This window comes from Leptolinea tardivitalis (assembly GCF_001050275.1).
Taxonomy (GTDB): domain Bacteria; phylum Chloroflexota; class Anaerolineae; order Anaerolineales; family Anaerolineaceae; genus Leptolinea; species Leptolinea tardivitalis.
On sequence record NZ_BBYA01000010.1, the window covers coordinates 22,417 to 39,161 of the forward strand.

Genomic DNA, 16,745 nt, shown 5'->3' on the forward strand with positions numbered 1-16,745 from the left:
TCCTTTAGCCGCAGGTCACCAAAATCTGGCCATCACCTGTTGGTGAAATCCGGATATCTGCCAGACGGTCAACAATCCCATCTGCCTGGGTCTCTGCCAGCATAGCCCTCGTATGAGTGGAAGCCACCGCCACCACCCGCATACCGGCTTTCGTACCAGCTTCGATTCCTGCCGGGGCATCTTCCACTACAAGACAATTCTGCGGTTTTACACCGAGTAATTGAGCTCCCTTCAGATAAGGTTCCGGTGACGGTTTCCCGCTGATCACATCATCAGCTGTTACCAGATACTCGGGGACTGGCAGTCCTGCCTGCCCCATGCGAAGATGCACCAGTTTACGACAGCCGGACGTGACTACAGCCCACTTCATTCCATTGAAGGAGGTGATAAGTTCCCGGGCTCCTTCAACAGCCGTAATGCCGGTCAGGTCTTTTAATTCATGTTCAGCAAAAAGCCTGGCTTCTTGTTCTGCATCAAGATGAGGTGCCACAAGTCGCATGGTTTCTACAGTACGCAATCCATGCGCCACCCGTTCAATCTCCCGGATATCCATACCGTGTTCATCCGCCCAGGTTTTCCAGTGGCGCAGTATATTTGGTGTGGAATCGATCAAAACACCGTCAAGATCAAATAAAACAGCGTTGCAGGTAAATTTATGGCTCATGATTCGATCCAATAATTGAGAATATGGGGAGTTTCACATCCGATCGTATCAGGATTTTTGTATGTTGGAATGCCCATAATGGATGGCAAACGGCAGGTAAAGTACACCGCACAACAGCAGGCCTATCACTTCCATCCAGATCAGGTACAGAGGGTATGGTCCCAGATAATCCAACAGACTGGGTGTGGGTAGTTTTCCCTGAGTATACAGGTAATTGCTGCCGATTTGACGGTTCACCCAGCCGCAAAATATCCAGTAGACATTCATAACGATAAATATCCAGCCCAGTGATTTCCAGGTTGGTCTGAATCCTTCCACCGCCGTCATATAAACGACAGCGATAATGATCGCACCATGCAGGGCAAAAAATTCCAAAAACCGAAAGTGGGGAAAGCCGTATTGCATCAAATCCGGGGTCAACAGCGCCATCGCAGCACCCATTATGCCCATGAAATATGCCCACTGGTAATATCGGCGGCTTCGAAAAACCAACAGGAGAGGCATTGTCCATGAGGTGACACTGCATAACCATAACGGCAGCATCCCCTGGATTGTCCAACTACCGATGGCAGCCATCCAGATCTGCCAGGAACCTTCACAGCCATAAATCAAAGCCAGCAAGCCCCATCGGGTAAACCGTTTCGAGGTTTCCGATTTCCAGTGTGTACGAAACAGACAGATTCCCAGGCAGATCAGAACAACTACCATTAATGCCATGAAATGATCGCGCCCGAAAAGCACAAACGCGCCGCCCGTGTAATCCTTTGAAAAATATTCTGAAATCATGAATCGGATTGTATCGGTTTTTCCTGTCTGCGCAATTTTGCTTCAGCCGTATACTTCACGGATCAAAGACCAGCTATTATGGACGATCTTCTACTTTCCTCCGGTTTTCACAAAGACTTCGGTGTAATTCCATTCCGATTGTTTGACAGGTGAAGATAAAACCGGCCGCTCTTTCAATTGCCGGGTGCTCCCGAGTCAGGCCGTACATTTCCACAAGCACGTGGAGATGTTGGTATGTTTCCAACAGGGCATAATTCTGGTCTGGAACCAATGGGCTGCCGCTTTCCCCATATTTCCATGAACCGTCCGCTTTTTGTTTCCCCATCAAATTTGCAGGTTCAGGTAAATACCATTGATTCTGAACAGGCGCAACAGACTGATCCAGCAGATCACGAAAGATGAAGTAATCCCGTGCCATATCCCCGCTGTTTTGTAAGGCAGGTAAAGGATCCAGTTTAAAGTGTGAGATCCATTCAGCCGGGATAAATCATTGTATATCGAAACAAAAAACAACTTCTGGTAAGGGAATTCTTTCTTGTGAGGGTACAATCGCATTATCAAAGAAGTCATCATAATTTAACCCATTATTCCCAATATCCACCGCTCGAGGAGAATCCATCATGGCCAAATTCGCTAAACGCATCGCCAATATGCAAGCCTCTGCCGATGTCATCCGGCAATTGTTTGAATCAATGACTGACCCGGAGACCATATCCTTTGGCGGCGGCGCCCCAGCCCGCGAAGCCCTGCCTGTGGAGTTGGTTCATGATATAGCCAGTGAGGTGCTCACACGGGACAAACGCGGTATTCAGGCACTGCAATACGGCAATCCGACTGGTATTCCTGACCTGCGCAGGGCAGTTACAGACCGTCTTCTGGCACCCAAAGGATTAACAGCCGGGATGGATAATGTGTTGATCGTTTCCGGCGGGATCGAAAGCATGAACCTGGTGAGTCAGTTGTACCTTGAACCCGGTGATGTGGTGCTGGTGGAAGCACCCACCTTTGTTCAGGCTGTACAAATCTTCCAGTTGTTTGAAGCCCGCTGCATTGCCTGCGAGACCGATGACAACGGTCTCGTGATCGAAGATGTGGAAGCCAAGATAAAGAAATATTCTCCAAAAATGGTCTATGTGATTCCCACCTTCCAGAATCCAAGCGGACGTACCACCAGCCTGGAACGCCGGAAAGCATTGGCCGAACTGGGAAGCCGGTACGACGTGATCATTCTGGAAGACGATCCGTACAGCGAAATGCGCTACAGCGGGACAAAACTGCCGCCGATTAAGTCTTTTGACAAGACTGGCAACACAATCTTCGTCAACAGCTTCTCCAAAATATTCTCTCCCGGCAGCCGGCTGGGATATATCTTTGCCAGTGAAGAGATTATCCGCAAAGTGTATGATGTCAAAACAGCCACCAATTCGCATGCCAGCGTACTGGCACAGATCATCTGTGCCGAATTCTTCAACCGCGGTTTATATGATGCCCATCTCAAACGCATTTGCGATATCCATCGTGAACGCCGCGATGTGATGATGGATTGCATCGCCAAAATGCTTCCGGATAGCATCAAAGCCGTCTATCCTGACGGAGGGTTGTTCACCTGGGTGGAATTACCCCAGTCTGTCAACACAACTGCTCTTCTGGGGGATGCCCTGGCACAGAAGGTTGCCTATGTGCCCGGACGCGAATTCTTCGTGGAAGACCGCGACAATCACGATAATTGTATGCGCATCAGTTTTGGCGGTGTGGAACCGGAAAAGATCTGTATCGGGATGGAACGGTTGGCCCGGGTGATCAAGGCCAGGTTATAAGCCGGTCAGGGAATAAGTGAAAGCATAATTACAGAAAACGCCATGGAGGTACATCCCTCTATGGCGTTGGTTTTTCTTTCAGGTCATCCCGCACAATATCCATGAAGGCTTTCAAGGCAGGCGGCAGCCATCTGTTTTTCTGCCAGATCATCAGCAGATGGGCGGATACCAGTATGCCGTCCTGCCAGGGTAAAACCGCCAACCGTCCATCCTGCACGTCCTGATGTACGGTGACTTCTGGCAAGACGGTGAAGCCAATACCGCTCATCAACACTTTTTTCAGGGCTTCAATCGAATTGAACCGCCACACATTTGGGATTCTTACTTTTTGCTCTGTCAGGATCTTTTCCAGCAGGTGGCTGTAGCTGCAATCATTGGATGGAGTGAACAAGGGCTCGTCTCGTAGTTGCGAGAGATCAACCGATGAATTTAGAAGCAATGGATTTTCTGGGTATGTCACCATCACCAGTGGAACCGGCATCAAAATCTCTGTTTCCAGGTTTTCAGATATGAATTGGTCGAGAATCAAAAAACCGAGATCGACAATCCCCGCTTTCAATTCTTCAGGAAGGTCGAAATACACACAGTCCATAAAGCCCAGATTGACTTTTGAAAACCGCCTGTAGAACCGCCTCATCCAGGCAGGCAGATAGAACTGGCTGATCGTTTCCGGTATGCGGATGGAAAACGACCCGTGCGGCTCATCCGGATTCGTCACTTCAGATTTGATCTCATCCTCCAGGTTGGACATTTTCTGGGCATAGTCCAGCAGCCGTGCACCGGCTGGCGTCAGGGCAACCCGCTTGCTGCCTGCCCGTTTGAAAAGAGCCGTGTTTAATTCCATTTCAAGGTTTTTGATCTGTTCTGAAACCGTCGATTGGGCATACCCTAAAACATCCGCTGCCTGACTGAAACTGCCCAACGAAGCAATCGTCCGAAAGGTGGTCAATTGTGTCAAATCCATATCAGCTCCGTGTTATCGTATTTTCCGATATTATTTATCATATTCTATACGACTATTCACATATTTTGATATTGTATTATTGCGTGAGTTGTTCATCCTGTCAATTGAGAAAAGAGGTCAATATGTTTTTGCTGGAAGAAACCAATGAGTTGTACGATCAGTTTTCGGGGAAAGCCCTTGAGGCGGGGAGAATAGACAAGAAGACCAAAGAGTTGATCGCTGTTTGCTGCTCGGTGATGGCAGATTGCGTCCCCTGCATTCAATGGCATTACTCACAGGCTGTGGAAGCCGGTGCCACGGCAGAGGAAATTTCTGAAGTACTGGCCATACCGATGGCCATTAGTGCCGGTAGCAAACGGGCTAAATATGGACCGGTTGTCACCGAATTACAGAATCACCTGTAGACATTCCAGTCGAACCGCGATAACCAGGTAATACCAATCCAAGTTTGACGAGCGGCTGGTTTACTCCTGAAAACAGAAGAAACCAGCCGTTGAATTTTAAAGAAATCTGCTCGTAAAAAGATGGGACAATGACTTTTCTGTTCTGGTTTCATCTGTTTATTAACCCCACGTACAAAATTGATCAGCGGCAGGTACAATTGGGGAATGGATATCCGCGAGCTTGGATTTGATGAATGGTTCCAAAAGGAACAGAAGAACCTGAAGAAGTCAGACGGCAGCCCGGCACGAATCTCGGCCGTGGATCGTGATAGCTATCTCATCCGGAATGATACCCGTGAGATCAGGGCTGAATTGGCAGGAAATTTCCTCTACAATATCGATTCAGATATGGATATGCCCTGCGTGGGGGATTGGGTAAATGTGCAATACTTTGATAATGGAACCTTCGCGGTGATCTATGATCTTTATCCGCGCAAATCATTCCTTCAACGTAAAGCGGCGGGGAAATCGAAAGACAGACAGGCGATTGCCGCCAATATTGATACCGCTTTTATTGTGCAATCGTGCGATGCCAATTTCAACATCCACCGGTTGGAACGGTATATCGTTATGGCCCTCGACGGACGGGTGAATCCCGTTCTTCTCCTATCCAAGAAAGACCTTGTCACCCCGGATGAATTGTCCCGGATGATTGAAAGTGTTCAGAATGCCGGGATCCGGTGCACGATTCTTCCCATAAGCAGCCGGACGGAAGAAGGCATGGCTGACCTGAAAGCCTTGATGGAGACAGGAAAAACGTACTGCCTGCTGGGGTCATCAGGCGTAGGAAAAACAACCCTGCTTAACCGGCTCATCGGTCAGAATATATTTGAAACACAGGAAGTCCGTGAGTTTGACGGCAAAGGCCGGCACACCACCACCCGCCGCCAGTTGACTGTTCTTGATGGGGGAGCCATGCTGGTGGATACACCCGGTATGCGCGAGCTGGGTACCCTTGGAATGGGAGACGGCATTCACGAGAGTTTTGCAGACGCAGCCGAACTGGCCAATGATTGCCGGTTTGCCGATTGCACCCACACAACGGAGGATGGCTGCGCCCTGCTGGCTGCCCTGAGTGACGGCCGCCTGCCTCGTGAAAGGTACGAAAGCTATATGAAACTCCTGTCTGAGGCAGATTTCCACGAGCTATCGTACGCGGAAAAACGTAAGAAGGATAAGGATTTCGGGCGTTTCATCAAGACGGCAAAAAAGCAGGTAAGAAAATAAACCTCTTCATTGCAGGTCAGACGTAATAAAATCCGCCCAGTCTTGTTCGATCAAATTGACAGACGTAGAAGAAATGGGAAATCTACCCCGCCTAGGCCAGAAATTCCCTGACATCTGTTTCGAATTGCCGTCCTAAGGCAGGGTGTCCCATATTGGGGTACAACGCCAGCCTGGCGCCGGGGATTCCGGCAGCCGTCGCACGGAACAGGGCTTCTGTGTAGAACGGATCATTTATTCCAGCCGCCACCAATGTAGGCACCCGGATATCTGTCAGGTGGTTTTTGAAATTAAACCTGTCCTCCGCATCAACTGTTATTACCAGATCAGAGGCTGACATGGGATGATCCGTCAACCCCATGACCCAGGCAACCAGAGGAAAAACAAACTGCAACAGCAACCGCTGCGGCTGCTGAACTGGAAGAATCGAATCCAGAATCCAGGCATACGCGCCAATCCAGTTGCGTTCGCTCCCCTGCCTGGCGATCCGTTTCTGAATCTCCCGGGCGGGTTCACTCAATTTGTAGGCGCTCGAATGGAGAACCAGTCTGCGAACCAGATCAGGGTATTTGGCAGCAAATACCTGGGCTATCGATCCGCCTGTTGACAGACCAATGATATCCACCGGTGGTTTAAATTCCGCCTGGATCAATTCGGCGTAATCATCCGCCATGTTTTCGAGGGTATATCCTTCAGGTAAACCCGGTTTACGCAAGACCTCATAGACTGTGTACCGGTCTGTCAGGAATTTATAGGTGCGCGTAAACAGAATAGGCTGGGGTTTATTCTCAAAATACAATCCCTGGAACACGATCAGGTCGCGCGGACCGTCTCCGGTTCGATTATACGGAAGCCCGTTCTTGAAATAGCCTGATCTTGGTTTCTTATCTGCCACGGAACACCTCATCTGAAATGGACGTAATGAATTCTTGACTGAATTCAGGTAGATTATAGGCTAGAAATAGGAAATGCTTTATGAACGAATTCTTTTTCCAAGCAGAGCAAATTATAAGGACTGAACAACTCAAAATTCATTGTCCAGTCCTTATTTGTTTTCATAAATTGTGATACACCAACTCATTTTTAACGAATTTTTATCTATTTTTTTCCAGTACTCGGTTATTCCAAAACATTGTTCCTGTTTTATGTCAATAATGCTGATAGATCGGCTGGCAGATGATCGATACCATGAAATTCTGGCACCACAATCGAATGGATACGTTCCTTGATTTCCGGCTGGATATATGTGATCGTCCAATTGCGGCGGCCGCCGATACTGCGGCAGTCATCCTCAATCAGCACATCAGGGACGATTTGTTCGGCAATGTAATGGTACTCTTCATTCTGGCCGCGGTAATACAGGCAGCAACCGGGAAAGCCCGCCCCAACAAGAATATCCCGGATGGCAGCCACATCCGCCTGTTTGCGGCAGGAGGTGAGATAAACAATCTGTGCACCCTGCTTTTCCCAACCAAGGATTTTTTCAACACATCGACCAATGGGAACATAGTTTTTAACCTGGAAGAATTCCCACCAATGCCGGTATCCGAGCACCGTCCCCTCGGTGAAAATGAGGATGCGCGGATGGGAGGGATCGGGTGAATTTCCGCCATTTGAATTGAATTGATCGATTTTTTGACGAATCATCAGGTAATTCATGGGGCTCACTTTATCCGCGCCTGCTGTGTTTTACTCCACCCCCAGCTCCCTCAACTGCCTGACGGCATCCTCACGGCCTTTGAACCAAACCGTGTTCAACCCGACAGCCTTCGCGCCTTCAATATTATCGATGAAATCATCCACAAACACCGCCTCGCAGGCATTAACCCCCAGACGGTCGAGCATCAGGTGAAAAATGCGCGGATCGGGTTTTCGCAGGTGAACCTCGCACGAAAACATGATGACATCAAACGCCGTCAGGAAGGTATACCCTCGCTCCACCGTCATATCGCGGGTGCCCTGCCAGGCGTTGCTCAAGAGGCCGGTGCGAAATTTCGGCCGCAGACCACGGATGAACATTTCCAATTCTTCATCCACAGCATCCCCATCCCAGTAGGCGCGCTGAAATTCGTCAAGCTCGCTTTCAGGGAAATGGAGCAACCGGGCGACATTCTCCCAGTGCTCTTCTCTGGTGAATTCACCCAATTCTGCCCGCTTGGATTCGGGTGACTGGAAAACAATCATTTCCAATTCGTGACGAGAAAGCCCGAATTTCGCCGCGAGCTCCGTGCGCGAGGTCATATCTTCGGTGCGCAGAATCACACCGCCCATGTCAAAGATGACGGCTTTTATGGCAGGTTTGTTTGTTTGTGCAGGCATGCAGGAATTGTAACCATGTTTTCCAGATTCTGTAGGGGCACACAATTGCCCGGTAGGGATACACAATTGCCCGGTAGGGATACACAATTGCCCGGTAGGGGCGCACGGCCGTGCGCCCATACGTGTTTGAATCAAAAGACATTCAACGGATATGCGGCCTCTCGTCCCTATGTATTTGCCTCAAATCACCTGTCCGAATATTCCCGGTCAATTTCCCATTTCAATGGATTATTTATGATGTACTCCTGAATACGATTTAAATCTTTTTCATCCCTGATGATATGGTCATAATAATTACGCTGCCATACCGGTATCCCCGGAGTCCCTCTTCGCTCATTGATTTTATGTGTAACAGAAGATTTAAATCCGGCTACCAGCGAACCCAGCGATTTTGGTTTACGATCAATACCATTGACACATGTTCCGGATAGAAGACCTCTCTGTTTATTTTCTTTCAAAAGAATGATTCCATGGAAATGATTGGGCATAATACACCATTCGTCCAATTCAATTTCCTGCCTGATTTGACCGGAAAGAAGCCATTCTGACGCAGCCAATTTTCCGAAATCATTGAGAATCATTTCCCTTGTAATGATTTCACCGAATAGATGCCTGCGCTCATGGGTAACCAGGGTGATGAAATACATACCTGCCGAAGAGTAATCAAATCCGGCAAGTCGTGTGGATTTACGATTGGGATGTTCGATCATTTTTTAATTTTATGATTTTGTTGAAAGTTTGCTTTTTTACACGTCAGTAGGGGCGCACGGCCGTGCGCCCCTACTGACGTGGGTAATAGGCGGAATTAAAGCAACAATTGGCTGGATTTGTTCCGTGCGCCCCTACGCATGTGGGTAATATGAACAGCAATTGCGACAGCCAGCCAGAACAAAACGTGCGCCCCTACGCATATTCAAGAATAATCAGATGCAATCGCAGGAAGGGTCCTCCGGGCAGGTATCTTTCCATTCAGAACGCAATACCCCCATATAAACCAGGTCATACCGTTTGCCATCGCGCTCCACAAATTGCGGGGCGGCACCTTCGCGCACAAATCCGGCTTTTTCATATGAACGAATGGCGCGTGGATTGTACTCAAACACCGAAAGCGATACACGATGCAGATTCAACTGGCAGAAGGCATACCGCAGCATCAGACGCATGGCATCTGTGCCATACCCTTTGCCCCAATCCTCCCGATCTCCAATACCAATAGCCACCCAGGCATCACCGGCAACCCAGTTGATGCCATCCAGTGCAATGAATCCTATGGGTTTGGTATCCTCGCCTTTGAGGTACATCATCATGACGATGGATCCGTCCATATGCTTTTCAAGCCAATCTTTCATCATCTTCTTTGGCCAGAAAATGATCGGATCCGAATCAAGCATACGGGCAAACAGACTGTCCTTCATCCAGGCATTGTAGAACTCACTGTCACGCTCAGGGTCCATCACCCGCAGGGTCACCAGGCTGCCTTCCAATACTGCGTCCATTAATGACCTCCGTTCTGCAATGCCTGCCATTCCGGCAGCAGCATACTGAAATGCAGGGCAGCCCAACGACGTCCATTGTAATAAACCGCTTCCCGACGGCGGGCGGATAACTGCAAACCGGCATTTTCAGCCATCTCCACCATTTCGGGAAAAAACTGCGGAATATGGATGGTCACCAGGTACAGGTTCAACTCAGTGAACATATATCGCAGTGCAATCCGGAAAGCCTCATCCCCCCAGTTTTGCAGGTCAGCCTGCTCACCAAACCCGATGCAGAATTGCGCCGCCCGGTTTGTCCATTCCACGCTGGGGATAGTAAATACACCGGCAAAGCGATTATCGGTATTTGCCCGCATGGCAAAGTAGAACTCCCGCCGGCGTGAATCGGATTTTTCCAGGCAGGTTTCGTAGTATTTTTTCATTTCACCTGCAATGTAACCACGGGGCAGATCATATTCCATTAACAACCGATAACGGCTATTGCACGTCCAGGTTGCTTCCACTGCGGCGTCTTCTTCAGGGTCAATTTCAGTCAGGTGCAGCCATTTCCCCGCCATGATATCTTCTTCAAACATACATCCTCACTCTTCGATAGTTCGACCGGTTAGTTGCAGCCCGTGGAAGAACAAAACACCGCGGGCAAAAGATTGCACCCGCGGTGGCAAATGTTTTTTGAATAAAAACAGGCGCAATCAGTCAACAGAAAGCCATCCCATTGCAGGGAGGCTGATTTGGTTTTCTCCTTTTAGTCTGATCATATATCTGTACTCCTGTCTTTTTGATTTACTTTAACGAATTTTAATGCAGAATATGACCATCCGTCAAGCAGAAACCCTTAATTTTTCTTCTTCCCTGGGAAGACAGTAGCCTTCAAGAGTGGATATGTCATTTCCCCGATAAATCAAAAGGATTTTTCCGATGTCTCCTTCCCTTCGGTATAATAACCGCATGGATTTCCTACCAACTCAGGCCAAAACTCTTCTTGGACTGCAACTGACTCCCCGGCAGGTGGAAGCTTTTTCTTTATATGAAAAAGAATTGCTGGAATGGAATGAGAAATTTAACCTGACCGCCATCCGCAAGCCAGAAGAAATACGCAGCAAACATTTTCTCGATTCGCTCACCTGCATGCAGGGTTTCAAAGAACCCCGGCCGGTAAAGGTGATCGATATTGGCACCGGTGCCGGTTTTCCCGGCATCCCTCTGAAAATCATATTCCCCCAACTCCGCCTGACTCTGGTGGAATCTGTAGGCAAAAAGGCGGACTTCTGCCGCCATATGATTGAGGTGCTTCACCTGGACAAGGTCGAGGTGTTGCAAGCCAGAGCCGAAGACCTGGGCCAACTGAATGCCCACCGTGAATCGTATGATCTGGCTGTTGCCCGGGCTGTAGCAGCCCTTCCTGTGCTGGCGGAATATCTTCTGCCTCTGGTCAAAGTGGGTGGACGAATGATCGCGCAGAAAGGCGAATCCGCTCCGGCAGAAGTGCATGCTGCCGAACATGCCGTGCAAATCCTGGGTGGACGGGTTCAGCAGATTACCCCTGTTGTTCTACCCGGTGTAGCAGATGAACGTTTCCTGGTCATCATAGATAAGGTTGCCGCCACACCCAAACCGTATCCCCGGCGGGCCGGGCTTCCGTCTAAGCGTCCATTGTAGTCTGACGTTCCACGTTCACACATCCGGCTGATACCCGCCAGATGGTGCTGGCAGCCATAAATTCATCCGAAAATTGATGCAGATCGGTGGTGGTCAACAAACCCTGATCACATTCCTGCAGTGTCTCCTGCAGATCAGCCCGGCGGTGCAGATCAAGTTCAGCCAGGGTTTCATCCAGCAGCAACACCGGCCATTCACCGGTCTGAGCTTTCATCCAGTTTACCTCGGCCAGTTTCAGTGAAAGCATGGCTGTCCGTACCTGGCCGCGTGAACCAAAGTCTCCCAAATCAAGGTCGTTGCACAGAAAATGCAGATCGTCTCGATGCGGACCGCAGACGGTCACTCCACGGGCAATTTCTTCCCCCTGTACTCGCTTCAGAGAATTTACAAAAGCCGTTTTAACAACGTCTTCCGTCAGTTCTTCCGAAACCGCCAGATCAAGGTCAATGGCGGGCTGATATCGGATGGATAAACGCTCCATACTTCCGGTCAACCGCAGATGAAGGCGAGAAGCATGTGCCTCCAATTGTTTGACAGCCAGAGCCCGGGCCAGCACCATTTCAGACCCAATGGACACAAGCTGGTTGTTCCAGTAAATCAGCTGATCCGGCGAACCGTGGCCTTCTGCCAGCATCTTCAACAGGGCATTCCGACGGGTGATTACCCGGGAGTAGTCACTCAGGTTGCGGGCATACCCGGGAACCGCCTGACATAAAGCCATGTTCAAAAACTTACGCCGGTCGTCAGGGCTGCCCTCGATAATGCGTGTCATTTGCGGCAGGAAGATCACGGCAGAGAACTGTCCTACTGTTTCTGCGGCACTTTTCTTTACCCCATCGAGCAAAATTTCTTTACGGGTGCGTGTCCCGGCCGGCATAACCGGTTCCTGGATGATACGCACCTCCATGCGGTGAGGGTGGCCTCCCCGGTCATATTCAGCCACTATCCGGGCAACCGCCAGAGGTTCATTCAAGGCTTCGAAATTAATCATCTGCCGGTCAGCGCCAGCCTGAAAGGAAGCAAACGTTGCCAGATAATAGACCGCTTCCAGAAGGCTTGTCTTCCCCTGGGCATTATCCCCCACCAGAACAAGAATCCGCCCGGTGATATCCATCTCCAGGCGGGAAAAAGCACGAAAGTTTGTCAGCGAAAGGCGGTTCAGATGCATGGACTAATCAGCCGCGTAATCTTCACCTTCTTTGGGTTTCCAGACTTCAGTTGCCCGGTCAGTATAAATGATGCCATCCAGATGATCTATCTCATGTTGGAACACGCGTGCCAGCCATCCCTGGGCTTTGATTTTGACCGGTTTACCTTTGCGGTTTTGCCCTTTGACGGTGATGCCGTAATAGCGTTCCACTTCCCCAACCAGGTTGGGTACAGATAGGCAGGCTTCCACACCATTAACGATCTGTTCAGATGTGGAAATAATCTCCGGGTTGGCCACAACATACAATTTCTTAGGGGCTTCCTTGCCCTCTTCGTCTTCTTCCCCGTACTCGATCACAATCAATCGCTGGGAAACACCCACCTGCGGTGCCGCCAAACCGACACCTGGAGCCGCACGCAGGGTTTCAATCATATCATCCGCCAGTTTATTGAATTCCTTATCAAAGACGAGTACTTTATGAGCCTTGCGCCGCAGGATTGGATCAGGAAGATGCAAGATATCCATCACAGCCATTTCGTTTAAATCTCCAATCGTTCACTATGTACAAACAGTAATCCGGCCTCCCCGCTGGTTTTTCGTACGAGAGAGGCCGGGAAATATCCGGATCAGGCAGGAACCTCTGCCTTGGTTTTTACCACATCTGCCTTATCTGCCCGGGAAAAGACAAGTTTATCCGCTTCTTTATCCAGTTCAACCGTAACCACATCTCCTTCGGAATACTGGCCCGAAAGCAGGCTGATGGACAACGGGCTTTCTACATATTTTTGCAGAGCGCGGCGCAGCGGACGGGCACCAAAGGCCGGGTCAAACCCGAGATGCGACAGCCACTCACGAGCTTCGGGTTTCAAGATGACATCGAGACCGTGTTCACGCAACCGGCTGCTCACTTCTTTCATCTGCAGGTCTACAATCTGACCCATTTGTTCAACGGTCAAAGCCGAGAACATGATAACTTCATCGATGCGGTTAATAAATTCGGGCCGGAAGGTGGATTTCAAAGCCTTTTCCACCTTGTCATGCGCTTCACGTTCTTCATCCGATTCGCCGATGAGGAATCCGAGCGATCCACTGCGGCGGACGTATTCCGTCCCCAGGTTGCTGGTCATAATCAAAACCGTATTACGGAAGTCCACCACCCTGCCCTGTCCATCAGTCAGGCGGCCGTCATCGAGAATTTGCAGCAGGGCGTTCCACACTTCTGGATGGGCTTTTTCGATCTCGTCGAACAGAATCACCCGGTAGGGTCTGCGGCGGACGGCTTCGGTCAACTGGCCGCCTTCTTCGTATCCCACATAACCCGGAGGCGCACCAAACAGACGCGAAGCGGTATGCTGTTCGCGGTATTCGCTCATATCCAGTCGTACCAGCGCTTCTTCATCGTCGAACATGAATTCTGCCAGCGCCTTGGCCAGTTCAGTTTTACCCACACCCGAAGGACCGATGAAGATGAACGAACCAATCGGCCGCCGCGGGTCTTTGAGCCCGCTGCGGGCACGCCGGATGGCATCTGCCACGGCGTGGATGGCTTCTTCCTGTCCGATGACGCGTTCATGCAAGCGTTCTTCCATCTTGAGCAGGCGGGTCTGTTCAGTTTCCATCATCTGGTTGACCGGGATACCCGTCCACTGGCAGACCACCTCGGCGATGTCGTTCACATCCACAACCTCATCGAGTTTATGTTCTTCTTCCCATTTGTCGCGAAGTTCGTTAAATTCAGTTTCCATGCGCAGGCGTTCCGCTTTCTTGCGGGCGGCACGCTCGTAATCGCGCTCCACACCGGCCTGTTCTTCTTCCGCGCGCATGCGGTCAATATCGCTCTTGCGGTCTTTCAGGTCTTGCGGCATGGAGAACAAGGCTACACGCAGCTTGGCAGCGGATTCATCAATCAGATCAATGGCCTTGTCTGGCAGATGCCGGTCGGTCACATAGCGGTCTGAGAGCCGCGCCGCCGCCACCAGGGCATCATCGGAAAAATGGACCTTGTGGTGGGCTTCATACCGGTCGCGCAGACCTCGCAGCATGGAAATGGTGTCATCCACACTGGGTTCTTCAACAAACACGGGAGCAAAACGTCTCTCAAGAGCCGTGTCTTTTTCAATGAATTTATGATATTCATCCAGCGTGGTGGCACCCACACATTGAAGCTCTCCACGCGCCAGAGCCGGTTTCAACATGTTGCTGGCATCCATGGCTCCCTGCGCCGCTCCGGCCCCGACCACGGTGTGGAGTTCATCAATAAACAGGATGATCTCGCCTTCGGAACGCTGTACTTCTTCGATCGCAGCTTTCAATCGCTCTTCAAACTCGCCCCGGAAGCGCGAACCGGCAATCATGGCACCCAGGTCTAGCGATACGACTCGCTTTCCCATCAGAATTTCGGGAACGTCATTCGCGGCAATTTTTTGTGCCAGACCTTCCACGATGGCTGTCTTGCCAACACCAGCTTCACCTATCAGAACCGGGTTATTTTTGGTACGGCGAGAAAGTATCTGCATGACCCGCAGGATTTCATTATCACGCCCGATGACCGGGTCAAGTTTACCTTCGCGGGCCTGGGTTGTCAGGTCACGGGAATACTTTTCGAGCGTGCGAAACCGGGTTTCTGATTGTGGATCCGTCACCCGCTGGCCGCCGCGCTGTTGAATGATGGCATCATAAACACGGTCGCGGGTCAACCCGGCACCTTCCAACAGCCGAGCTGCCGGGGTATTGCGTTCACTCAATATCGCCAGGAACATGTGCTCGGTGGAGATATATTCATCCTTCAATCGGCTGGCTTCTTCGTTTGCCAGGTCCATGATCCGCTTCACCCGTGGAGTGATGAATATTTGCCCGGCACCGCCGCCAAAGATACTGGCTTTGGGGCTGGTGCGAAGAATGTAGTCCAATCGTTCAGAGAGGGTGGAAGGGTCAACTTTCAAGACTTCCAACAACTGGGTAACCATACCCTGCGGTTGTTCGATCAGAGCAAGAAGTATATGCTCCGTATCAATCTGGTTGTGTCCATACCGTTGGATGATCTCTGCCGCTCGCTGAGCTGCTTCTTGAGCCCGCTCGGTAAATCGGTCAAATCGCATCATAGAGTCCGTCCTTGCCGGGGGAGATTATCCCCGGTTGAATGATTATACATTATCAATATATACAATATTTCAGAACCGTATAAGAAAAATATCAACATAACGGTAAAATAAACATACTATGCCGTCTTTACAAGAGAAAAATCCTCATCTCCGCCCATTGGATCCACGCAAAGATTTGACTGGCGTAGCAGACCTCATCGATATCTGTTTTGATTTTCATATGGATGAAGACGGCCGAGAATACGTCCGTCAAATAAGGCAGGTTGCCCAATCTCAAAATTCCCTTCTGGGGATGAGTCAAAACCTGGGCAGCGGCGGTGTTCCCATGCAGGGATTTGTCTGGGAAGTGGATGGAAAACTGGTTGGCAACCTGACCATCATACCCTTCCTGCGCAGCGGTCGCTGGCATTTCCTGATTGCCAACGTAGCCACGAACCCGTCCTACCGACGGCAAGGGATAGCCCGCAAACTTACTCAGACAGCCTTGAAACACATCCGCGAACACAACGGAAGCATGGCCTGGCTGCAGGTCCGTGAAGACAATCCCGGTGCCTATGAGTTATATTCCAGTCTTGGCTTCAAAGAAGTCGCCCGCCGCACGACCTACCGGGCATTGCCGCGTAATTACAAAAGTCTGCCGGCCGGAAGCAGCATTTACCTGACCCGGCGTCATTCCAAAGACTGGCCGATTCAGAAAGCCTGGCTGCAGGCCATCTATCCGCCTGAAATTGCCTGGCATCTGCCCTTTCAGATTAAAGATTTTGAACCCGGTTTCTGGAACAGCCTTCGGCAGTTTATTGAAGATGAGCCGATCAGACAATGGTCTGCACGCCGTGGTGAACGTCTACTGGGTGTAGCCAGTCTGGAGACCAACCTGGGAAACACCGACAACCTCTGGCTGGCACTCCCGCAGGATATCGAAGAAGATGCCCTTTTTGCCCTGTTGACTACCGCTCGATTGGAAGGTTCCAGTGTGCGCACAATTTCAGTCAACTTCCCTACCGGTGTGGCGGAACGCTGTTTCCAGTCAGCTGGCTATGAAAAACATCTGACCCTGATCTGGATGAATCAATCCATTGACCAGGGTCAGTCTTCGTTTAGAACGGATAAAACTGCCTGATG

General features: G+C 50.3%; 18 protein-coding genes. 5 read left to right on the forward strand and 13 right to left on the reverse strand.

The window, feature by feature from the left end:
* Window positions 1-4: 4 nt before the first annotated feature.
* From LTAR_RS09640 to LTAR_RS09650, 3 genes are all read right to left on the reverse strand, one after another.
* Window positions 5-664 carry an HAD family hydrolase gene (locus LTAR_RS09640; RefSeq protein ID WP_062422036.1) on the reverse strand — a complete coding sequence of 220 codons (660 nt, stop codon included), beginning with the start codon at window positions 662-664 and terminating at the stop codon, window positions 5-7.
* Between the two features lie 48 nt (window positions 665-712).
* Window positions 713-1,450: a YwaF family protein gene (locus LTAR_RS09645; RefSeq protein WP_062422037.1), complete on the reverse strand. Its 738-nt coding sequence runs from the start codon at window positions 1,448-1,450 to the stop codon at window positions 713-715.
* A gap of 76 nt (window positions 1,451-1,526) precedes the next feature.
* Window positions 1,527-1,868: a prenyltransferase/squalene oxidase repeat-containing protein gene (locus LTAR_RS09650; RefSeq protein ID WP_062422038.1), complete on the reverse strand. Its 342-nt coding sequence runs from the start codon at window positions 1,866-1,868 to the stop codon at window positions 1,527-1,529.
* Between the two features lie 202 nt (window positions 1,869-2,070).
* On the opposite strand from LTAR_RS09650, the gene LTAR_RS09655 reads away from it, so the two are divergent.
* Window positions 2,071-3,267, forward strand: a complete 1,197-nt coding sequence (locus LTAR_RS09655) for an aminotransferase-like domain-containing protein (protein ID WP_062422039.1) — start codon at window positions 2,071-2,073, stop codon at window positions 3,265-3,267.
* A gap of 58 nt (window positions 3,268-3,325) precedes the next feature.
* Here the strand turns inward: LTAR_RS09655 and LTAR_RS09660 are convergent, their stop codons facing one another.
* Window positions 3,326-4,231, reverse strand: a complete 906-nt coding sequence (locus LTAR_RS09660; protein ID WP_062422040.1) for a LysR family transcriptional regulator — start codon at window positions 4,229-4,231, stop codon at window positions 3,326-3,328.
* Window positions 4,232-4,353: 122 nt separating this feature from the next.
* Between LTAR_RS09660 and LTAR_RS09665 the strand changes: the two genes are divergently transcribed.
* Entirely contained in the window at window positions 4,354-4,635 is a 282-nt protein-coding gene (locus LTAR_RS09665; RefSeq protein ID WP_062422041.1) for a carboxymuconolactone decarboxylase family protein, read from the forward strand.
* 204 nt (window positions 4,636-4,839) lie between these two features.
* On the forward strand, window positions 4,840-5,901 hold the full coding sequence (gene rsgA / locus LTAR_RS09675; protein ID WP_062422043.1) for a ribosome small subunit-dependent GTPase A: 1,062 nt from the start codon (window positions 4,840-4,842) through the stop codon (window positions 5,899-5,901).
* A gap of 91 nt (window positions 5,902-5,992) precedes the next feature.
* Here the strand turns inward: rsgA and LTAR_RS09680 are convergent, their stop codons facing one another.
* The 6 genes from LTAR_RS09680 to LTAR_RS09705 all read right to left on the reverse strand — a co-directional run bounded on the left by LTAR_RS09680 (window position 5,993) and on the right by LTAR_RS09705 (window position 10,288).
* On the reverse strand, window positions 5,993-6,793 hold the full coding sequence (locus LTAR_RS09680; protein ID WP_062422044.1) for an alpha/beta fold hydrolase: 801 nt from the start codon (window positions 6,791-6,793) through the stop codon (window positions 5,993-5,995).
* A 248-nt stretch (window positions 6,794-7,041) separates the two neighbouring features.
* Window positions 7,042-7,557 carry a hypothetical protein gene (locus tag LTAR_RS09685; RefSeq protein ID WP_062422045.1) on the reverse strand — a complete coding sequence of 172 codons (516 nt, stop codon included), beginning with the start codon at window positions 7,555-7,557 and terminating at the stop codon, window positions 7,042-7,044.
* A gap of 30 nt (window positions 7,558-7,587) precedes the next feature.
* Window positions 7,588-8,217 (reverse strand): HAD family hydrolase, encoded by a 630-nt coding sequence (locus tag LTAR_RS09690; protein ID WP_062422046.1) that lies wholly within the window; start codon window positions 8,215-8,217, stop codon window positions 7,588-7,590.
* Window positions 8,218-8,402: 185 nt separating this feature from the next.
* Window positions 8,403-8,927 (reverse strand): transposase, encoded by a 525-nt coding sequence (locus LTAR_RS09695; RefSeq protein ID WP_062422047.1) that lies wholly within the window; start codon window positions 8,925-8,927, stop codon window positions 8,403-8,405.
* Between the two features lie 213 nt (window positions 8,928-9,140).
* Window positions 9,141-9,713 (reverse strand): GNAT family N-acetyltransferase, encoded by a 573-nt coding sequence (locus LTAR_RS09700; protein ID WP_062422048.1) that lies wholly within the window; start codon window positions 9,711-9,713, stop codon window positions 9,141-9,143.
* Window positions 9,713-10,288 carry a GNAT family N-acetyltransferase gene (locus tag LTAR_RS09705; protein ID WP_062422049.1) on the reverse strand — a complete coding sequence of 192 codons (576 nt, stop codon included), beginning with the start codon at window positions 10,286-10,288 and terminating at the stop codon, window positions 9,713-9,715. Before LTAR_RS09705 ends, LTAR_RS09700 begins: the two co-directional genes overlap by 1 nt.
* 343 nt (window positions 10,289-10,631) lie before the next feature.
* On the opposite strand from LTAR_RS09705, the gene rsmG reads away from it, so the two are divergent.
* On the forward strand, window positions 10,632-11,372 hold the full coding sequence (rsmG, locus tag LTAR_RS09710; protein WP_201775973.1) for a 16S rRNA (guanine(527)-N(7))-methyltransferase RsmG: 741 nt from the start codon (window positions 10,632-10,634) through the stop codon (window positions 11,370-11,372).
* Here the strand turns inward: rsmG and recF are convergent.
* From recF to LTAR_RS09725, 3 genes are all read right to left on the reverse strand, one after another.
* Window positions 11,356-12,540 carry a DNA replication/repair protein RecF gene (recF, locus tag LTAR_RS09715; protein ID WP_062422051.1) on the reverse strand — a complete coding sequence of 395 codons (1,185 nt, stop codon included), beginning with the start codon at window positions 12,538-12,540 and terminating at the stop codon, window positions 11,356-11,358. The two genes, rsmG and recF, sit on opposite strands and share 17 nt — an antisense overlap.
* A 3-nt stretch (window positions 12,541-12,543) precedes the next feature.
* Entirely contained in the window at window positions 12,544-13,056 is a 513-nt protein-coding gene (gene def, locus LTAR_RS09720; protein WP_062422052.1) for a peptide deformylase, read from the reverse strand.
* A 92-nt stretch (window positions 13,057-13,148) separates the two neighbouring features.
* The gene (locus LTAR_RS09725; protein WP_062422645.1) at window positions 13,149-15,620 is read right to left on the reverse strand and encodes an ATP-dependent Clp protease ATP-binding subunit; all 2,472 of its coding nucleotides are present in this window, start codon (window positions 15,618-15,620) and stop codon (window positions 13,149-13,151) included.
* A gap of 121 nt (window positions 15,621-15,741) precedes the next feature.
* Between LTAR_RS09725 and LTAR_RS09730 the strand changes: the two genes are divergently transcribed.
* Window positions 15,742-16,743 carry a GNAT family N-acetyltransferase gene (locus LTAR_RS09730; RefSeq protein WP_062422053.1) on the forward strand — a complete coding sequence of 334 codons (1,002 nt, stop codon included), beginning with the start codon at window positions 15,742-15,744 and terminating at the stop codon, window positions 16,741-16,743.
* Window positions 16,744-16,745: the final 2 nt, after the last annotated feature.

Bases quoted from the DNA above. Each gene is read 5' to 3' on its own strand.
- recF (WP_062422051.1), bottom strand. From the start codon at position 12,540: ATGCATCTGAACCGCCTTTCGCTGACAAACTTTCGTGCTTTTTCCCGC.
- def (WP_062422052.1), bottom strand. From the start codon at position 13,056: ATGGCTGTGATGGATATCTTGCATCTTCCTGATCCAATCCTGCGGCGC.
- LTAR_RS09650 (WP_062422038.1), bottom strand. From the start codon at position 1,868: ATGGCACGGGATTACTTCATCTTTCGTGATCTGCTGGATCAGTCTGTT.
- LTAR_RS09640 (WP_062422036.1), bottom strand. From the start codon at position 664: ATGAGCCATAAATTTACCTGCAACGCTGTTTTATTTGATCTTGACGGT.
- LTAR_RS09655 (WP_062422039.1), top strand. From the start codon at position 2,071: ATGGCCAAATTCGCTAAACGCATCGCCAATATGCAAGCCTCTGCCGAT.
- rsmG (WP_201775973.1), top strand. From the start codon at position 10,632: ATGTCTCCTTCCCTTCGGTATAATAACCGCATGGATTTCCTACCAACT.
- LTAR_RS09705 (WP_062422049.1), bottom strand. From the start codon at position 10,288: ATGTTTGAAGAAGATATCATGGCGGGGAAATGGCTGCACCTGACTGAA.
- LTAR_RS09665 (WP_062422041.1), top strand. From the start codon at position 4,354: ATGTTTTTGCTGGAAGAAACCAATGAGTTGTACGATCAGTTTTCGGGG.
- LTAR_RS09645 (WP_062422037.1), bottom strand. From the start codon at position 1,450: ATGATTTCAGAATATTTTTCAAAGGATTACACGGGCGGCGCGTTTGTG.
- LTAR_RS09700 (WP_062422048.1), bottom strand. From the start codon at position 9,713: ATGGACGCAGTATTGGAAGGCAGCCTGGTGACCCTGCGGGTGATGGAC.
- LTAR_RS09695 (WP_062422047.1), bottom strand. From the start codon at position 8,927: ATGATCGAACATCCCAATCGTAAATCCACACGACTTGCCGGATTTGAT.
- LTAR_RS09725 (WP_062422645.1), bottom strand. From the start codon at position 15,620: ATGCGATTTGACCGATTTACCGAGCGGGCTCAAGAAGCAGCTCAGCGA.
- LTAR_RS09690 (WP_062422046.1), bottom strand. From the start codon at position 8,217: ATGCCTGCACAAACAAACAAACCTGCCATAAAAGCCGTCATCTTTGAC.
- LTAR_RS09730 (WP_062422053.1), top strand. From the start codon at position 15,742: ATGCCGTCTTTACAAGAGAAAAATCCTCATCTCCGCCCATTGGATCCA.
- LTAR_RS09685 (WP_062422045.1), bottom strand. From the start codon at position 7,557: ATGAATTACCTGATGATTCGTCAAAAAATCGATCAATTCAATTCAAAT.
- rsgA (WP_062422043.1), top strand. From the start codon at position 4,840: ATGGATATCCGCGAGCTTGGATTTGATGAATGGTTCCAAAAGGAACAG.
- LTAR_RS09660 (WP_062422040.1), bottom strand. From the start codon at position 4,231: ATGGATTTGACACAATTGACCACCTTTCGGACGATTGCTTCGTTGGGC.